Origin of the sequence: Streptomyces pallidus (ex Mingjun et al. 2026), from assembly GCF_051550185.1 — a bacterium.
Taxonomy (GTDB): Bacteria; Actinomycetota; Actinomycetes; order Streptomycetales; family Streptomycetaceae; genus Streptomyces.
Genome location: NZ_CP196181.1, coordinates 1,018,843 through 1,035,035, shown reverse-complemented (window position 1 = coordinate 1,035,035; position 16,193 = coordinate 1,018,843). Strand labels below are relative to the sequence as shown.

Genomic DNA, 16,193 nt, shown 5'->3' with positions numbered 1-16,193 from the left:
CCGTACGCATGTCGCACGTGCGTGCGTACGGTCCGACCGGTTCGAGGAGCACGACCACCATGCCCACCTGGCGCACGACCCTGACGGCGGCCGGCATACGCGACGCCCGGCTGCGCGACGACTTCACCCGCGTCGCCCGCCGGGTCCTGCGCCGGGAACCGGCCCCGTACCTGACGCTGCGCCTGCTCGCCGCGCCCGAGCTGGTGCCGTGGATGACGGCCGGGGTCGGCTTCACGAACCTCGTCGACGACGTGGCCGAGACCGGCACCCCGCAGCAGCGCCGCGACGGCCTGGCCGCACTGGCCGAGGGCGTCGACACGGCCCTGCGGACGACCGGCGGCAGCCCTGACCCGCTGCTGCGCGCCTACGCGCACGCGACGGCCACGCGCGGGCTGCCCGCGCACTGGATCACCCGGTTCCTGGACGGCGCGGCCACCGCCGAGGCCGGCTTCGACGGCTTCGACACCGAGGAGGACTTCCAGGCCTACCTCGACGCCTACGCCTGGCCGGGGCTGATGGCCTTCACCGGGCTGCAGTACGAGGGCGGGCCCGACGAGGAACAGGCGGCCGCCTGGCGACGGTTCGTGGACGCCGCCCAGCGCGTCGACTTCCTCGCCGACCTCGCCGGGGACCTCGCCGACGGCCGGCTCTGCCTGCCGCGGGCCCTTCTCGCCGAGCACTCCGTGACCCGGGCCGACCTGGAAGGGGCCCGGGACACCCCGGCCGTCCGCGCCCTCCTCGACGCGGCGACACGGCGTGCCCGGGCCGCCCTCGACGCGACCGACGGCATCCTCGGCCTGGTGGAGCCGGGGCTGCGCCCGGTGGTCGCCACGATGACCGAGCTGATGGGACACCAGCTGGCGGCGGTGGAGCGGGCCGGCGCGGCCGCCCTGCGCCGCGACGTCGGCTACGGCCTGGTGGCCCCCCTGCGCACCCTGGTCCGCGCCCGCGCGTCCCGGGCGGCGGCCGCCCGGACCGGTCCGGTCAGTACGCGCCGTTGACGTTGTCGATGGAGCCGTAGCGGGCGGCCGCGTAGTTGCAGGCGGCCGTGATGTTCGCGACCGGGTCGTACGAGTCCGTCGAGGTGCCGGGCACGTGGTAGGCCCGGAAGGTGGGGTCGATGACCTGGAGCAGGCCCTTGGAGGGAATGCCGGCCGCGGCGTTGGAATCCCAGTTGTTGATGGCCCGCGGGTTGCCCGAGGACTCGCGCATCACATTGCGGTGGATTCCGTTGTAGGTGCCGGGGATTCCGTGCTTGGCCATGATGGCCAGGGACTCCCGGATCCACCCGTCGAGGTTGTTCGGGTAGGAGACGGCCTTCGTCTTGACCGCGGCCTTCGCCTTGGCCGCGGCCGCCTTCGCCGCGGTGCCCAGGCTCAGCTTGAGGCCGGGGCGGATGACCGACGGGTTGCTGCCGATGACGCTGCGGTTGGCCTCGTACAGGGCGGGCCAGCCGCCGCTCACCGCGTGCTGGGCGGCGATCTGCGAGAGGGTGTCGCCCGCGGCCACGGAGTAGGTCGTGGGGGCGGCTGCGGGAGCCTTGGCGGGCGCCGCGGCAGGAGCCGCCGCGGGCAGGGCCGCCGCGGCGAGGGCGGGGGAGACGGCCGGCTGGGCGACGGCCGCACCGGCCGTGGTCGCGCCGATCAGCGGGAGGGCCAGGGCCGCGCCGCCGGTGCCCGCGAAGGCCAGCTTGCGGGTGATCGGACGCTGCTTGGGGCGGCGGTGCTTGCCGTGTCCGGGCATGGCGGAATTCCTCACGTGCGGATGCGGGGGGAGCCCTGGCGGCGGCCGGGTTCGGCAGCTGCCCGCCGGGAACGACGTGACCGTAAGCGAGTCCGCGGGAACGGAACAAGGCACGAAATCGCCCCGGTGATCGAATGGCCCGCGCGAGCCCGGGAAATGACCTTGGTGGATGCTTCGGGAAATGCCGGAATTCCTTTCCATAAAAGGGAACAGCGCCTTCCGAATAAATGATGTTGCAGCCGTGCGCGTGACCCATATCACGGGTTTCGGGCGCGAAGCGCAAAACGGACAAGTGGTCCCTCTGTGTACCTGATTCGGGCATCCGTGTCGTTCTTTTCCAACCGCTCATGACGGGCGCATTCCGGCGCGCCCGCCGCGGTCCAGGGCATTCCGTGGAGCGCCCGGGTCCGCGGCGGACGCGCCGACCTGTCTACCCGATCCGGCTGAAATCCGGACGTTCCAACTCGTCCAGTCGCTCCAGCGCCTCCGACACCGCCCCTGCACTCGCCGGCAACAGCGGCAGCCGCACGTCCGGGGTCGGGATCCGGCCCCGGGCGTGGAGCACGCCCTTGACCACCGCCGGATTGGGCTCGCGGAAGGCGGCGGCGGACAGTGCGGCCAGGGCGTGGCCCAGCGCCCGGGCCCGCGGCACATCGCCGGCCCGCCAGGCCGCCGCCAGCTCCGCGTACCGCCCCGTCGCCAGGTGCGCCGAGGCGGGGATCCCGCCCGCCGCGCCCAGCGCCAGCATCGGCGACAGGTACTGGTCGTCGCCCGCCAGCACCGCGAAGGAGTCCGGCAGGTCACCGAGCAGTGCGACGGTGTCCTGGTCGATGCCGCCGGCCGCGTACTTCACGCCGGCCACCCCCGGCAGCCGGCCGAGCCGCCGCAACGTCGCCGCGTCCAGCGGCTGCCCGGTCCGGTACGGGATGTGGTAGACGACCAGCGGTACGGGGCTGGCCTCCGCCAGCCGTGCGAAGTGGGCCACCACCCCCTCCACCCCGGGCCGTACGAACGGCGGTACGGTCACCAGCGCGGCCCGCACCTCCGGCCGGTGCGCGAGCCGGCGGAGCGCGGCCTCGGCGGCCCGGGTGCCGCTCGCCCCGGCGCCCACGGTCAGCACCGCCCCCCGCTCCCGGCAGACCCGGGCGCAGACGTCGGTGACGAGTTCGCGCTCGGCCCCGTCCAGCGCGGCGGTCTCGGCGGTGGTCCCGAGGGCGACGAGGCCGGTGGCCCCCTCGTCGAGCATCTGGTGGGCGAGTGCCTCCAGCGCTTCGGAGGCGACGTCCCCGGTCCGCGTGAACGGGGTGATCAGCGGTACGTGAATCCCGTGGAGGGAGATGTCCTGTGTCATGTCGACGATCCTCGAACGCCCCGACCGTCGAATCCAGTTCGCGTTTCTTACCCGTACCGTAAGCTGAGCCGATGCTCGACGTACGACGCCTGCGCCTGCTGCGCGAACTCGCCCGCCGCGGCACGATCGCCGCCGTGGCCGAGGCCCTCGCCTTCAGCCCTTCGGCGGTGTCCCAGCAACTCGCCGTCCTCGAACGCGAAGCCGGACTGGCGCTGCTCGAACGCACCGGCCGCAGCGTCCGCCTCACCCCGGCCGGCCAGAACCTGGTCCGGCACGCCGAGGCCGTGCTGGAGCGGCTGGAAGAGGCCGCGGCCGACCTCGCCGAGGCGCGCAGCGGCCTGGCCGGCGCCCTGCGCATCGGGGCCTTCCCCACCGCCACCAGGGCCATCGTCCCGGCCGCCCTGGTCGCCCTCGCCCGGCGCCATCCGGGACTGGAACCGATGGTGTCCGAGACCGACCCGGCGGCCGTGGCGCACGCCCTGCGCGCCGGCGACCTGGACGTGGCCCTGGTCCACGAGTACGACTTCGTCCCCGCGCCGCCGGAGCCCGGCCTCGCCGCCGAACCCCTCTACCGCGAGGCGATGTACCTGGCCACACCCGCGCCCGCAGCCCCGGCCGCACCCGTGCCCGCGCCCGCAGTCGCACCCGTATCCGCAGCCGAGCCCGCCGCGCCCGGCCCCGCCCCCGACCAGGGCTCCGTCCTGCGGGCCCACGCCGGTTCCCCCTGGATCACCGCCACCCCGGGCACGCTCTGCCACGCCATGACCGTACGGGCCTGCCAGGCCGCCGGGTTCACCCCGCGCGTACGCCACCAGGTGGACGAGTTCGCCACCGTGCTCGCCCTCGTCGCGGCGGGCCAGGGCGTCGCCGTCGTACCGCAGCTCGGCATCCCGGACCACGGCGCCCCGGCCGTGGTCCTCACCCGGCTGCTCATGGAGCGGCGCACCCGGGTGGCCTTCCGCAGCGGAGCCGCCGCCCACCCGGCCGTGGCCGCCTTCGGGGCGGCACTGCGCGCGGCCGTACCGCCGGAACTCGCCACCGCGGAAACGCCGGGCGGGACACAACTCCCGGACCCCGCCCCGTCCGTGTACGTTCGTTGATCCAAACAGATCCAAACAGATCCGAACAGAGCGGGGTATGACGTGACGCATCGCGTACGCGGGGTCATCGCACGGAGCAAGGGCGCACCGGTGGAGACGACGACGATCCTCGTGCCGGACCCCGGCCCGGGCGAGGCGCTGGTCCGGGTCCAGGCCTGCGGGGTCTGCCACACCGACCTGCACTACCGCGAGGGCGGCATCAACGACGAGTTCCCCTTCCTCCTCGGCCACGAGGCCGCCGGCATCGTGGAAGCGGTCGGACCGGACGTCACCTCGGTCGCGCCCGGCGACTTCGTCGTCCTCAACTGGCGTGCGGTGTGCGGCACCTGCCGGGCCTGCAAGCGCGGCCGCCCCTGGTACTGCTTCGCCACGCACAACGCCACCCAGCCCATGACGCTGGAGGACGGCACCCGGCTGTCCCCGGCGCTGGGCATCGGCGCGTTCGCCGAGAAGACCCTGGTCGCCGCCGGCCAGTGCACCAAGGTCGATCCGGCCGCCTCGCCGGCCGCGGCCGGCCTCCTCGGCTGCGGCGTCATGGCGGGCCTCGGCGCCGCCCTGAACACCGGCGGCGTCGGGCGGGGCGACTCCGTCGCCGTCATCGGCTGCGGGGGGGTGGGCAACGCGGCCGTGGCCGGTGCCCGGCTGGCCGGAGCGGCCCGCATCATCGCCGTCGACCTCGACGACCGGAAGCTGGAGTGGGCCCGCGGACTCGGCGCCACCCACACCGTGAACGGCCGCACCGAGGACGTGGTCAAGGCGATCCAGGAGCTCACCGGCGGGAACGGCGCGGACGTCGTCATCGACGCGGTCGGCCGCCCCGAGACCTACCGGCAGGCCTTCTACGCCCGGGACCTGGCGGGCACCGTGGTCCTGGTCGGCGTCCCCACCCCGGAGATGAAGCTCGAACTCCCGCTGCTGGACGTCTTCGGCCGCGGCGGCGCCCTGAAGTCCTCCTGGTACGGGGACTGCCTGCCCGAGCGGGACTTCCCGCTGCTGGTCGACCTCTACCTGCAGGGCCGCCTCGACCTCGACGCCTTCGTCTCCGAGACCATCCCGCTCGACGGGATCGAGGACGCCTTCGCCCGGATGGAGCGGGGCGAGGTGCTCCGCTCGGTCGTCATGCTGTAGCCCGCGTTCCGCCCGGCGCGGAGCCGCCCCGACGGCCGCCCCGGCGCGGCCCGGGGCGGCCCCGGCCCCCACTACACTCGGCCGCACCGCCACATCCGCACCCGGGGCCGCGATCCGGCCGGGGAGCCGTACACCCAGGGGCCGTCCGTGACCGTCGAGCACCGCTACCGCCAGCCCGGTGTCGTCCTGACCGACCACCGCTTCTCCGTGCCCCTCGACCACGACCGCCCCGACGGCGAGCACATCGAGCTGTACGCGCGCGAGGTCAGCGCCGGCGGCAAGGACCCCGAGGCCCTGCCCTGGCTGCTCTACCTCGAAGGCGGTCCCGGCTTCGGCGCCCGCCGCTTCACCGGCCGGCAGGCCTGGCTGGAGCGGGCCCTGACCGAGTACCGGGTGCTCCTCCTCGACCAGCGCGGCACCGGGCGCTCCACCCCGCTGAACCGGCAGACCCTGCCCCTGCGCGGCACCCCCGAACAGCAGGCCCGGCACCTGTCCCGCTTCCGCGCCGACTCCATCGTCCGCGACGCCGAGGCCATCCGCCCCGCCCTGACCGGCGGCGCCCCCTGGACCGTCCTCGGCCAGAGCTTCGGCGGCTTCTGCACCACCCGCTACCTGTCCACCGCCCCCGAGGGGCTGGCCGCCGCCCTCGTCGCCGGCGGCCTGCCCTCCCTCGACGCGACCGCCGACGAGGTGTACGAGGCCGCCTACCCCCGCATCGAACGCAAGAACCTGGCCCACTACGCCCGTTATCCGATGGACGTCGAGCGCGCCCGACGGATCGCCGCCCACCTCGCGGAGCGTCCCGCCGAGCTGCCCGGCGGACACGTGCTGACCGTCGAGGCCTTCCAGTCCCTCGGGATCCTGCTCGGGGCCGGGGACGGCAGCCACCGGCTGCACTACCTGCTGGAGGACGCCTTCGTCCCGTCCGCCGCCGGCCCGGTCCTCTCCGACGCCTTCCTGGAGGCCGTGCGCGGCCACCTCTCCTTCGCCGCCCACCCCCTGTACGCGCTGCTCCACGAGTCCATCTACGCCCAGGACCCGGCCGTGCCCACCGCCTGGGCCGCGGACCGGGTCCGCGCCGGCCGGGCCGCCGCCGGCTTCGACGCGGGGAAGGCCCTCGCGGGCGACGGCCCGGTGCTGTTCACCGGCGAGACCATCCACCCCTGGCACTTCACCGTCGACCCCGCCCTCGCGCCGCTGCGGGAGACCGCCGAGCTCCTGGCCGCCCGGACCGGCTGGGAACCCCTGTACGACCCGGCCCGGCTCGCCGCCAACGAGGTCCCCGCCGCAGCCGCGGTCTACCACGACGACATGTACGTCGACACCGCGCACTCCCTGTGCACCGCCCGGGCCGTACGGGGCCTGCGGACCTGGGTGACGGACGAGTACGAGCACGACGGAATCCGCGCGAGCGGCACCCGCGTCCTGGACCGGCTGCTGGCGCTCATCCGCGACGAGGCGTAGGCCCGGATCAGCAGCCCTGGACGGCCATGTCTCGCCTATTGTGCGAGACATGACCGAACATCAGGAACAGCCCGCGCAGCTCGAACCCATGCCCACCGACTGGCGGCGCGCCCTCGCGGTGGTCGCCCACCCCGACGACCTGGAGTACGGCGGCGCCGCGGCGATCGCCGACTGGACGGACGGCGGACGCGAGGTGGTCTACCTGCTGGCCACCCGCGGCGAGGCCGGCATCGACACCATCCCGCCGGAGGAGTGCGCCCCGCTGCGCGAGGCCGAGCAGCGGGCCAGCGCGGCCGTCGTCGGGGTCTCCACCGTGGAGTTCCTCGACCACGCCGACGGCGTCCTCGAGTACGGCCTCGACCTGCGCCGGGACATCGCGGCCGCGATCCGGCGGCACAAGCCCGAACTGCTCATCACCCTCAACCACCGCGACAGCTGGGGCACCCAGTACGGCGGGTTCTGGAACACCCCCGACCACAAGGCCGTCGGCCGGGCCGCGCTGGACGCGGCCGCCGACGCCGGCAACCGGTGGATCTTCCCCGAGCTGCTGACCGAGCAGGGCCTCGAACCGTGGAACGGCGTGCGATGGATCGCCGTCGCGGGTTCCCCGACCCCGACCCACGCGGCGGACGCCACCGCCGGACTGGAGCGCTCCATCCAGTCGCTGATGGAGCACAAGACGTACATAGAGGTCCTCACCGACCAGGACCCGCACGAGTACTGCCGGAACTTCCTGACCGGGTTCGCCGAGCGGGCCGCCGTCCGCTTCGGGGGCCGCCCGGCCGTGACGTTCGAACTGTTCTCGCGCTGAACCACCCTCCCGGGCCCCAGCCCCCGTCACCCCGTTCCCAAGACGGCAAGCGACCGCTTAGTATGCGCGCGGAGCGTGGTTCCCCGACGGCGGCTGGAGGCCCCGGATGCAGGCATGGCGAGTTCACACCACCGGCGAACCCCGCGAGGCCATGCGCCTCGAAGAGGTTCCGGAACCCGTGCCCGGTGAGGGAGAGGTGCGGTTGCGGGTCCTCGCCGCGAACGTCAACTTCCCCGACGCGCTCCTCGTCCGCGGCCAGTACCAGATCCGTCCGCCGCTGCCCTTCACCCCCGGCGTCGAGGTCTGCGGCGAGACCGAGGACGGCCGCCGCGTCATCGCCAACCCCAGCCTGCCGCACGGCGGCTTCGCCGAGTACGTCACCGCCCCCGCCCGGGCCCTGCTGCCCGCCCCCGAGAGCCTCGACGACGCCGAGGCCGCCGCCCTGCACATCGGCTACCAGACCGGCTGGTTCGGCCTGCACCGCCGGGCCCGCCTCCAGCCGGGCGAGACCCTGCTGGTGCACGCCGCCGCCGGCGGGGTCGGCAGCGCCGCCGTGCAGCTCGGCAAGGCCGCCGGAGCCACCGTCATCGGCGTCGTCGGCGGTGGGGCCAAGGCCCGCACCGCCGAGCGGCTCGGCTGCGACCTCGTCGTCGACCGCAGCGCCGAGGACGTGGTCGCCCGGGTGAAGGAGTTCACCGGCGGCCGCGGCGCCGACGTCGTCTACGACCCCGTCGGCGGCGACGCCTACGCGGCCTCCGCCAAGTGCGTGGCTTTCGAGGGCCGGATCGTCGTCGTCGGCTTCGCCGGCGGCACCGTCCCCGCCCCCGCCCTGAACCACGCGCTGGTCAAGAACTACTCCATCCTCGGACTGCACTGGGGGCTGTACGCCGCCAAGGACCCGGCCGCGGTCCTCGCCTGCCACACCGAACTCACCCGGCTCGCCACCGAGGGCGCCGTCACCCCGCTGATCAGCGAACGGGTCCCGCTCGCCGGGGCCGCAGACGCCGTACAGCGCCTCGCCGACGGCACCACCACCGGCCGGCTGGTCGTCGTACCGGGCACGGACGGGGGTGCCCGCCGGTGACCACCGCCGAAGAACTGGCCGGGCGGGTCCGGGAGCTACTCGTTGCGCACCCGCCCGCCACCACCGACCGCACCGCCTTCCTGCGGGCCCGCTTCGACGCCGGCCTCGCCTGGGTCCACTACCCCGTGGGGCTCGGCGGGCTCGGCGCGCCCCGTGCCCTCCAGGCCGCCGTGGACGCCGCGCTCGACGCGGCCGGAGCCCCCGACAACGACCCCCGCCGCATCGGCATCGGCCTCGGCATGGCCGCCCCGACGATCCTGGCGTACGGCACCGAGGAGCAGAAGCAGCGCTTCCTGCGGCCGCTGTGGGCCGGCGAGGAGGTCTGGTGCCAGCTCTTCAGCGAGCCCGGCGCCGGCTCCGACCTCGCCGCCCTCGGCACCCGGGCCGTCCTCGACGAGGCCGCGGGGGAGTGGGTCGTGGACGGCCAGAAGGTGTGGACCTCCAGCGCCCACACCGCCCGCTGGGCCATCCTGATCGCCCGCACCGACCCGGCCCTGCCCAAGCACCGGGGCACCACCTACTTCCTGTGCGACATGCACGCCCCCGGCGTCGAGGTCCGCCCGCTGCGCCAGATCACCGGCGAAGCCGAGTTCAACGAGGTGTTCCTCACCGGCGTCCGCATCCCCGACTCCCACCGGCTCGGCGCCGTCGGCCAGGGCTGGGAGGTCGCCCGCACCACCCTGATGAACGAGCGGGTCTCCATCGGCGGGATGCGCATCCCCCGCGAGGGCGGCATGATCGCCCCCGTCGCCGCTGCCTGGCGGGAACGGCCCGGCCTGCGCACCCACGCCCTGCACCAGCGCCTGCTCCAGCTGTGGGTCGAGGCGGAGGTCGCCCGGCTCACCGCCGAGCGGCTGCGCCAGCAGCTGGCCGCCGGGCAGCCCGGCCCCGAGGGCTCCGGCATGAAGCACACCTTCGCCCGGCTCAACCAGGAGATCAGCGGCCTGGAGGTGGAACTCCTCGGCGAGGACGGCCTGGTGTACGAGGACTGGACGATGCGCCGGCCCGAGACCGTCGACTTCACCGGCCGCGACGCCGGCTACCGCTACCTGCGCGCCAAGGGCAACAGCATCGAGGGCGGCACCAGCGAGATCCTGCTGAACATCATCGCCGAACGCGTCCTCGGGCTGCCCGCCGAGCCGCGCGACGACAAGGACACCCCCTGGAAGGACCTCTCCCGATGACGACCTTCCCCCCGACGGCCCCCGCGGCCGAGCTCGACCTGCTCTACTCCGACACCGAGGACGCCCTGCGCGCCGCCGTACGGGCCCTGCTCGCCGACCGCTGCGCCCCCGCCGACCTGCTCGCCCGCATCGAGACCGGCCGGCCCCACGACCCCGCCCTGTGGCACACCCTCGCCGCGGAGATCGGCACGGCCGGACTGCTCGTCCCCGAGAAGCTCGGCGGCCAGGGCGCGGGCCACCGCGAGGCCGCCGTCGTCCTGGAGGAACTCGGCCGCGCCGTGGCCCCGGCCCCGTACCTGAGCAGCGCGGTGCTCGCGACCGAGATCCTGCTCGGCTGCGATCCGGACGATGCGCTGCCGCTGCTGCGGGATCTGGCCGCCGGCCGGCGGATCTGCGTACCTGCGCTGCCGCTGACCCTGGCCCCGGGGGCGCCGCTGCCGGCGCCCGTGCACGACACCGGGGGCGGGCTGCTGACCGGGCGGGCCACGACGGTGGCGGACGCGGCCGCCGCCGACGTGCTGCTGGTCCTCGCGGACACCGGGCTGTACGCGGTCGAGGCGGCCGCCGTCTCGCTCGCGCCGCTGGTCCCGCTGGACCTGACCCGGCCGCCGGCCCACGTCGTCCTGGACCGGGCGGCCGGGACCCGGCTCGCCGACCCGGGGACGGCCCGCGCGGCCGTGGCCGGAGCCCTGCTGTCGGGGGCGGGCCTGCTCGCCTCGGAGCAGGTCGGGATCGCCGAATGGTGCCTGGCGCAGACCGTGGCCCATCTGCGGACCCGCCACCAGTTCAACCGGCCCCTCGGCTCCTTCCAGGCCCTCAAGCACCGACTGGCCCGCCTCTGGCTGGACGTCGCCTCGGCGCGCGCCGCGGCCCGGGCGGCCGCCGACGCCCTCGCCACCGCCTCCCCGGACGCGCCGCTCACGGTGGCCGTCGCCCAGGCCCACTGCTCCGGCGTCGCGGTACGGGCGGCCGAGGAGTGCGTACAGCTGCACGGCGGCATCGGCATGACCTGGGAGCACCCGGCCCACCTCTACCTCAAGCGGGCCAAGGCCGACGCGCTGGCCCTCGGTACGTCCGGCCACCACCACGGCCTGGTCGCGGACTTCACCGAACTGCCCGCGCCCTGAGACCGCCGGTCATCCGGGCCGCCAGGTGACCTCGCCCGCCGCGCCGCGTTAGACCCCGTAGCGCGAACCACCGAGCGAGGGAGAGAACGTATGCACGCCGCATCCGCCTGGGCACGACCGACCCGCCGCGCTGTCCTGCGCACGGCCTTCACCGCGGCGGTGCTCGCCGGCACCGCCGCGACCCTGGCCCCCGTCCTGCGTGCCCGCCGGCCCCGGCAGACCCTCACCCCGGCCCCGCTGGCCGAGGAGACGGAGACGTACCGCGGCCGGCACATCGCGGTGACCGAGGCCGGTGTCAGCATCGACGGCCGGCCGCTGCACGTGATGCGGCGCGCCGACGGCAGCTACCTCAGCGGGGTCAACCACTTCGAGTCCTTCGCGACCCCGCTGGAGCTCGCCCGCGCGGCCGTGGACGAGCTCGGCACCACGCAGCTGGCGCTCGCCGCCCCGCAGCACGGCTGACGCACGGATCGCAAGGAGCTCCGCGGTGTACACCCGGCACAACCAGCGTGACCTGACCAGCGCCCAGAAGAGGCGGTTCACGGCGGCCGTCCTGCAGCTGAAACGCACCGGCGCCTACGACGACCTGGTGCGCACGCACGACCGGTACTTCGTGGCCGACCGGGACACCAAGCTGCGGGTGGGCCACATGTCCCCGTCGTTCTTCCCCTGGCACCGGCGCTACCTGCTGGAATTCGAGAGGCTGCTCCGGGAGGTCGACCCGGGGGTGACCATCCCGTACTGGGACTGGACCAGCGACAGCAGCCCGGCCTCCTCCCTGTGGGCCGAGGACTTCCTCGGCGGCACCGGCCGGGACGGCGACCGCCAGGTGCTGACCGGCCCGTTCGCCCACCGACAGGGCAACTGGGAGATCACGGTCGGCACCTCCGAGGCCCGCTTCCTCACCCGCAACCTGGGCCGGCCGCAGAACCCCGTCACGCTGCCCACCCGGGCCGAGCTCCAGTGGGCGCTCGACGACCCGGTGTACGACACCCCACCGTGGAACTCCACGGCGCGCGACGGCGGGTTCCGCAACAAGCTGGAGGGCTGGGCCGCCCCGAAGAGCGAGCGCTGGCGCAACCACAACAAGGTCCACCAGTGGATCGGCGGCCACATGACCGGCGGGACGGCTCCCAACGACCCGGCGTTCTGGCTGCACCACGCCTTCGTCGACCTGCTCTGGGACCGCTGGCAGCAGCAGCACCCCGACTCCGGCTACCTGCCCGCCGCCCCCCTGGAGCTCGGCGACCTCCAGCGCGGCCGGGTGATCTCCCTGGACGAGCCGATGCCGCCGTGGAACGTCACCCCGCGCGAGATGCTCGGCCACCGGGGCCTGTACCGCTACGAGTGAGCCCGCTCGCCGGCCCCGGCGGCCCCCGGCCCGGGACGCGCACGGCGTACGGAAAGGCCCCCGCCGTGAGGCGGGGGCCCTCTTCGTCAACGGCCGCGGCCGAGCGGGGACGGCGGTCAGTCGCCGTAGCTGCCCTCGGTGTGGTGCTCGCCGCCCGAGGCGTTGATGCAGGTGTTGCCGAACGCGGGGTTCAGCAGGCCGGCCGCGTTCACGGAGTTGCCGCAGACGTTGACCGGGACGTGCACCGGGACCTGGACGACGTTGCCCGACAGGACACCGGGCGAACCGATCGCCGCACCGTGCGCTCCGGCGTCGGCGACGGCCAGACCCGCACCGGCGGCCAGGGCGCTACCGGCGGCAGCGGTGACGGCGACTGCCTTCGCAATACGCGACATCGAGAATCTCCTCCTGAGGTGGGCGCCGCAAGGAACTGCGGCATGTGACATGGCGTACAACGCGGCGGGGGCCCGGGGGGTCACGGCCGCTGGGCCGTCGTGGTGATCTCGAACCGGACGGACGCGAACCGCGGGGTGATCTGGCCGCCCGCACCGGGCCGGAGCACCGCGACCGCCCGGCCCGTGCAGCGCGGCCCCGACCAGAGCGTCGCGGTGGCGGGCGTGTCGTTGACCACCCCGCGGGCGCCGCCGCCCCGGGCCTCCTGGCAGCCCTCCGGCGTGTTCACCCGGTCGATCTGGTCGCGCTCGTTCACGTACTGGAAGTCGCCGGAGCCCGCCCGGGCGGTCCCGACGGCCGCGAGCAGGAGCAGGGGCACCGCGCCGGCGAGGGCGAGCGGGCGGATCCGGCGGAGACGGACGGTACGGGGGATGTGCAGGGATGACATGCCGGTCCAACCCGGGCCGGCCCGGGCGGGGCACGCCCCGTCACCCGTGGGGCGCCTGTGCGAACGTGCGCGGCCTTTTGACGGCACACTGGGAGACCGCGCCGGACGTGCCGGACGCAACGGTTCCTCGGAGGACGCGATGAGCGCAGCGGGCGTCGACGGCAGGCCCCGGGCCACGACCCGGTACGGCGTGGTCGAGGGGCGGACCGGCCCCGGCGGGATCGCCGTCTTCCGCGGCGTGCCGTACGCCGCCCCGCCCGTCGGGCCCCTGCAGTTCGCCGCCCCCGAGCCCCCGACCGGCTGGGACGGCGTCCGCGACGCCGGGGCGTACGGGCCCACCGCCCCCAAGGTGCCCTACCCGCCGCGGTTCGCCGCCCTGCTCACCGACCCCGACATCCCCGGCGACGACTGCCTCAACCTCAACGTGTGGACCCCGGCCCCGGACCCCGCCGCCCGACTGCCCGTCATGGTCTGGCTCCACGGCGGCGCGCTCACCCGCGGCTCCTCGGCCGTCCCCGTCTACGACGGCTCCGCCTTCGCCCGTGACGGGGTCGTCCTCGTCTCGGCCAACTACCGGCTGGGCGTCCTCGGGTACGGGCTGTTCCCCGACGCCCCCGCCAACCGGGGCCTGCTCGACCAGATCGCCGCCCTCGTCTGGGTGCAGGAGAACATCGAGGCCTTCGGCGGGGACCCCGCCCGCGTCACGGTGTTCGGCGAGTCCGCCGGCGCGATCAGCGTCGGCGCGCTGCTCGCCGCCCCGCGGGCCGCCGGGCTGTTCACGCAGGCCGCCCTGCAGAGCGGCGCTCCCGAGGCGCTGCCGCGCGAGCGGGTACGGGCCATGGTCCGGCGGATGGCCGCCCTGCTGAAGGTGCCCGCCACGGCCGAGGCCTTCGGCGCGCTCCCGCCGGCGGACCTGCTCGCCGCCCAGAGCGCCGCCTCGCGCCGCTCCGGCCCGCTGGCCGCCGGGCCCGCCTTCGGACTGGTCACCGACCCGGCGACGCTGCCCGGCGACCCCCTGCGGGAGGCCGCTGTCCGGGCCGCCGGCGTACCGCTGCTGCTCGGCTGGACCAGCGAGGAGTACCGGCTCTGGCTCGCCCCCACTGGGGCCATGCGCCTGCTGGACCGGCTCGGCCCGCTCGCCGTCGCACTGGCCCGGGCCCGCAGCGGCAAGGACCGCGCCGCGGTCCAGGCCCTGCGGGAGACGCTGCCCGGGGCGAGCCCGGCCGAGATCGTCGGCCAGCTGCTCACGGACCGGCTGCTGCGGGACCCGCTGCGCCGGCTCGCCGGCGCGCGGGCCGCGGACCCGGCGGCGGCGCCGAGCTTCCTGTACGAGTTCGCCTGGCCCTCCGGCATCCCGGGGCTGGGCGCCTGCCACGCCCTGGAGCTGGGCTTCGTCTTCGACACCCTCGGGCTGCCCGAAGGGGAGCGCCTGGCCGGGCCGGGCGCCCCGCAGGAGCTGGCCGACCGGATGCACGCGGCGTGGGTGCGCTTCGCCGCGTCCGGCGACCCGGGCTGGGCCCCCTGGAACGGCGACGGCCCGCCGATGGTGTTCGACGGGCCGGAGCGTACGCGGGCGGAGGAGCCCGTAGCGGCGGTTACTCCACCGGGCCTTCCATGACCTTGCTGATGAACTGGATCGGGCCCTCGCCCATGCTGGGCACGTAGGTCTTGGCGTTGTGCTGGCCGCCCGGGATGACGCGCATGCTGGTGTGGACGGGTCCCTTGCCGTAGGTCGCGATCCACTTCTGCGCGTCGGGCAGCGTCTTCTTGTTGTTCTCGTTGTCGCCGACCTGGAAGGCGAGGTAGACCTCCGGACCCTTCTTGTCGATCAGGGCCTTCGCCAGCGTCCCCGGGTCGTTCTCGGCCTTCTCCTTCTCGTGGCCCTTCCACAGCGGGGAGTCCGGTACGACGTCGGGGCCGGAGCAGATGGCGGCCTTGAACTTGTCCGGGTGCTTGAGCACGGCCTTCAGGCTCGCGAAGCCGCCGGTGGAGGAGCCCATGAAGGCCCAGCCGTCACGCGACTTGATGGTGCGGAAGTTCGCCTTCATCAGGTCCGGCACGTCCTCCGTGAGCCAGGTGCCCATCTTGGGCTGGCCGGGGATGTCGGAGCCGTCCCAGTAGATGCCCTTCTCGTCGCCGGACGGGTTGAGCACGGGCATGGCCAGCAGGAACGGCTTGCTCTTGCCCTCGGCGTACCACTTGCTGATGCTGGTCTGGAGGCCCAGGTCGGTGCCCATCCAGTAGTTGCTGGGGTAGCCGGCGCCGCCCGGCAGGGCGATCAGGACCGGGAAGCCGCTCTTGGCGAACTTCGGGTCGTTGTACTCCTTGGGCGCCCACACCCAGACCTTGCCCTTGAAGCCGGACTTCTTGCCGTCCAGCGTGGTGACGGCGACGTGGGTGCCGTCGTTCAGGGTCATCGAGTTCTTGAACTCGGCCGCCGGGCCGGTCGGCATCAGCGCCTTGGCGTTCGGGTTCTGCTTCGGCTCGGCCCCGCCCTTGGCGCCCGCGGCCGGCTTTCCGAAGGAGACCTCCTTGCCCTTGTCGGTGAAGGGGGGTATCTCGAAGTGCCACATCACGCCGGCGGCTATACCGGCGAGGGCGAGGAAGGACACGACCGCGATCAGCCAGCGGCGTCCGCGCCGCGGACGCCGTACGTCCTCGGGCTCCTGCTCCTCGTAGTGCGGCTGCGGGGGCCCGTACGGGGGCTGGTGCTGCTGCTGGGGTTCGTACGGCTGTGCGTACGAGGTGCCGTAGGGCTGCTGACGGTACTGCCCTTCCGACCGGTACGGCTGGTGCTGTCCGTCGGGTGAGTACGACATGTGCGGTTGCTCTCCGGCTGGTGCTGCCCCGTCGGGGGGTCGGTCTCTTCTGTTCGAAGGATGAGCCTACGTGTTCCCCGGTTCCGCTTTTTTCCAGCTCTTGGGTTGCTCTGGGGTCGCACGTTGCCGAACACCTGACGGACCGACGGAGCTCCGCGCCCGCCCCGGCCGGGGCCCCCGCGGAGGCCGC

The 16,193-nt window shown here is 74.5% G+C and carries 16 protein-coding genes; 11 read left to right on the top strand and 5 right to left on the bottom strand.

Features of this window, described 5'->3' with window-relative positions; translation table 11 throughout:
* Nucleotides 1-59 precede the first annotated feature (59 nt).
* Nucleotides 60-1,001 carry a squalene/phytoene synthase family protein gene (locus ACSHWO_RS04290; RefSeq protein WP_438310106.1) on the top strand — a complete coding sequence of 314 codons (942 nt, stop codon included), beginning with the start codon at nt 60-62 and terminating at the stop codon, nt 999-1,001.
* On the opposite strand, the gene ACSHWO_RS04285 is transcribed toward ACSHWO_RS04290, so the two are convergent.
* Both ACSHWO_RS04285 and ACSHWO_RS04280 read right to left on the bottom strand, forming a co-directional pair.
* The gene (locus tag ACSHWO_RS04285; RefSeq protein ID WP_385804431.1) at nt 985-1,743 is read right to left on the bottom strand and encodes a transglycosylase SLT domain-containing protein; all 759 of its coding nucleotides are present in this window, start codon (nt 1,741-1,743) and stop codon (nt 985-987) included. The two genes, ACSHWO_RS04290 and ACSHWO_RS04285, sit on opposite strands and share 17 nt — an antisense overlap.
* 430 nt (nt 1,744-2,173) lie before the next feature.
* Nucleotides 2,174-3,094: a dihydrodipicolinate synthase family protein gene (locus tag ACSHWO_RS04280; protein ID WP_438310105.1), complete on the bottom strand. Its 921-nt coding sequence runs from the start codon at nt 3,092-3,094 to the stop codon at nt 2,174-2,176.
* Between the two features lie 71 nt (nt 3,095-3,165).
* Between ACSHWO_RS04280 and ACSHWO_RS04275 the strand changes: the two genes are divergently transcribed.
* The 9 genes from ACSHWO_RS04275 to ACSHWO_RS04235 all read left to right on the top strand — a co-directional run bounded on the left by ACSHWO_RS04275 (nt 3,166) and on the right by ACSHWO_RS04235 (nt 12,343).
* Nucleotides 3,166-4,194, top strand: coding sequence for a LysR substrate-binding domain-containing protein (locus ACSHWO_RS04275; protein WP_438310104.1), 1,029 nt, complete (start codon nt 3,166-3,168; stop codon nt 4,192-4,194).
* Nucleotides 4,195-4,236: 42 nt separating this feature from the next.
* On the top strand, nt 4,237-5,322 hold the full coding sequence (locus ACSHWO_RS04270) for an S-(hydroxymethyl)mycothiol dehydrogenase (RefSeq protein WP_361085627.1): 1,086 nt from the start codon (nt 4,237-4,239) through the stop codon (nt 5,320-5,322).
* Nucleotides 5,323-5,469: 147 nt separating this feature from the next.
* The gene (locus ACSHWO_RS04265) at nt 5,470-6,786 is read left to right on the top strand and encodes an alpha/beta fold hydrolase (RefSeq protein ID WP_438310103.1); all 1,317 of its coding nucleotides are present in this window, start codon (nt 5,470-5,472) and stop codon (nt 6,784-6,786) included.
* A gap of 49 nt (nt 6,787-6,835) precedes the next feature.
* A complete protein-coding gene (locus ACSHWO_RS04260; RefSeq protein WP_385804418.1) occupies nt 6,836-7,597 on the top strand; it encodes a PIG-L deacetylase family protein in 762 nt (253 codons plus the stop codon).
* 106 nt (nt 7,598-7,703) lie between these two features.
* Complete coding sequence (locus tag ACSHWO_RS04255; RefSeq protein ID WP_404239152.1) at nt 7,704-8,681, top strand: NADPH:quinone oxidoreductase family protein; 978 nt, start codon at nt 7,704-7,706, stop codon at nt 8,679-8,681.
* Complete coding sequence (locus tag ACSHWO_RS04250; protein ID WP_361085615.1) at nt 8,678-9,865, top strand: acyl-CoA dehydrogenase family protein; 1,188 nt, start codon at nt 8,678-8,680, stop codon at nt 9,863-9,865. The genes ACSHWO_RS04255 and ACSHWO_RS04250 overlap by 4 nt, the downstream gene beginning before the upstream one ends.
* Nucleotides 9,862-10,992 carry an acyl-CoA dehydrogenase family protein gene (locus tag ACSHWO_RS04245; protein ID WP_438310102.1) on the top strand — a complete coding sequence of 377 codons (1,131 nt, stop codon included), beginning with the start codon at nt 9,862-9,864 and terminating at the stop codon, nt 10,990-10,992. Before ACSHWO_RS04250 ends, ACSHWO_RS04245 begins: the two co-directional genes overlap by 4 nt.
* Nucleotides 10,993-11,082: 90 nt before the next feature.
* Nucleotides 11,083-11,454, top strand: a complete 372-nt coding sequence (locus ACSHWO_RS04240; RefSeq protein ID WP_361085610.1) for a tyrosinase family oxidase copper chaperone — start codon at nt 11,083-11,085, stop codon at nt 11,452-11,454.
* Between the two features lie 25 nt (nt 11,455-11,479).
* Entirely contained in the window at nt 11,480-12,343 is an 864-nt protein-coding gene (locus ACSHWO_RS04235) for a tyrosinase family protein (protein ID WP_438310101.1), read from the top strand.
* Between the two features lie 116 nt (nt 12,344-12,459).
* Here ACSHWO_RS04235 and ACSHWO_RS04230 read toward each other — a convergent pair whose 3' ends face one another.
* Both ACSHWO_RS04230 and ACSHWO_RS04225 read right to left on the bottom strand, forming a co-directional pair.
* Complete coding sequence (locus ACSHWO_RS04230) at nt 12,460-12,738, bottom strand: chaplin (RefSeq protein WP_361085604.1); 279 nt, start codon at nt 12,736-12,738, stop codon at nt 12,460-12,462.
* An 80-nt stretch (nt 12,739-12,818) separates the two neighbouring features.
* Nucleotides 12,819-13,184, bottom strand: a complete 366-nt coding sequence (locus ACSHWO_RS04225) for a hypothetical protein (RefSeq protein ID WP_361085602.1) — start codon at nt 13,182-13,184, stop codon at nt 12,819-12,821.
* Between the two features lie 139 nt (nt 13,185-13,323).
* On the opposite strand from ACSHWO_RS04225, the gene ACSHWO_RS04220 reads away from it, so the two are divergent.
* Nucleotides 13,324-14,802, top strand: coding sequence for a carboxylesterase/lipase family protein (locus ACSHWO_RS04220; RefSeq protein WP_438310100.1), 1,479 nt, complete (start codon nt 13,324-13,326; stop codon nt 14,800-14,802).
* On the opposite strand, the gene ACSHWO_RS04215 is transcribed toward ACSHWO_RS04220, so the two are convergent.
* Entirely contained in the window at nt 14,780-16,003 is a 1,224-nt protein-coding gene (locus ACSHWO_RS04215) for an alpha/beta hydrolase (RefSeq protein ID WP_361085596.1), read from the bottom strand. The genes ACSHWO_RS04220 and ACSHWO_RS04215 overlap by 23 nt on opposite strands.
* Nucleotides 16,004-16,193: the final 190 nt, after the last annotated feature.

Excerpts from the sequence above, each read along its gene's own strand:
- ACSHWO_RS04275 (WP_438310104.1), top strand. The coding sequence starts at position 3,166 with ATGCTCGACGTACGACGCCTGCGCCTGCTGCGCGAACTCGCCCGCCGC.
- ACSHWO_RS04255 (WP_404239152.1), top strand. The coding sequence starts at position 7,704 with ATGCAGGCATGGCGAGTTCACACCACCGGCGAACCCCGCGAGGCCATG.
- ACSHWO_RS04260 (WP_385804418.1), top strand. The coding sequence starts at position 6,836 with ATGACCGAACATCAGGAACAGCCCGCGCAGCTCGAACCCATGCCCACC.
- ACSHWO_RS04285 (WP_385804431.1), bottom strand. The coding sequence starts at position 1,743 with ATGCCCGGACACGGCAAGCACCGCCGCCCCAAGCAGCGTCCGATCACC.
- ACSHWO_RS04230 (WP_361085604.1), bottom strand. The coding sequence starts at position 12,738 with ATGTCGCGTATTGCGAAGGCAGTCGCCGTCACCGCTGCCGCCGGTAGC.
- ACSHWO_RS04225 (WP_361085602.1), bottom strand. The coding sequence starts at position 13,184 with ATGTCATCCCTGCACATCCCCCGTACCGTCCGTCTCCGCCGGATCCGC.
- ACSHWO_RS04245 (WP_438310102.1), top strand. The coding sequence starts at position 9,862 with ATGACGACCTTCCCCCCGACGGCCCCCGCGGCCGAGCTCGACCTGCTC.
- ACSHWO_RS04280 (WP_438310105.1), bottom strand. The coding sequence starts at position 3,094 with ATGACACAGGACATCTCCCTCCACGGGATTCACGTACCGCTGATCACC.
- ACSHWO_RS04290 (WP_438310106.1), top strand. The coding sequence starts at position 60 with ATGCCCACCTGGCGCACGACCCTGACGGCGGCCGGCATACGCGACGCC.
- ACSHWO_RS04220 (WP_438310100.1), top strand. The coding sequence starts at position 13,324 with ATGAGCGCAGCGGGCGTCGACGGCAGGCCCCGGGCCACGACCCGGTAC.
- ACSHWO_RS04240 (WP_361085610.1), top strand. The coding sequence starts at position 11,083 with ATGCACGCCGCATCCGCCTGGGCACGACCGACCCGCCGCGCTGTCCTG.
- ACSHWO_RS04215 (WP_361085596.1), bottom strand. The coding sequence starts at position 16,003 with ATGTCGTACTCACCCGACGGACAGCACCAGCCGTACCGGTCGGAAGGG.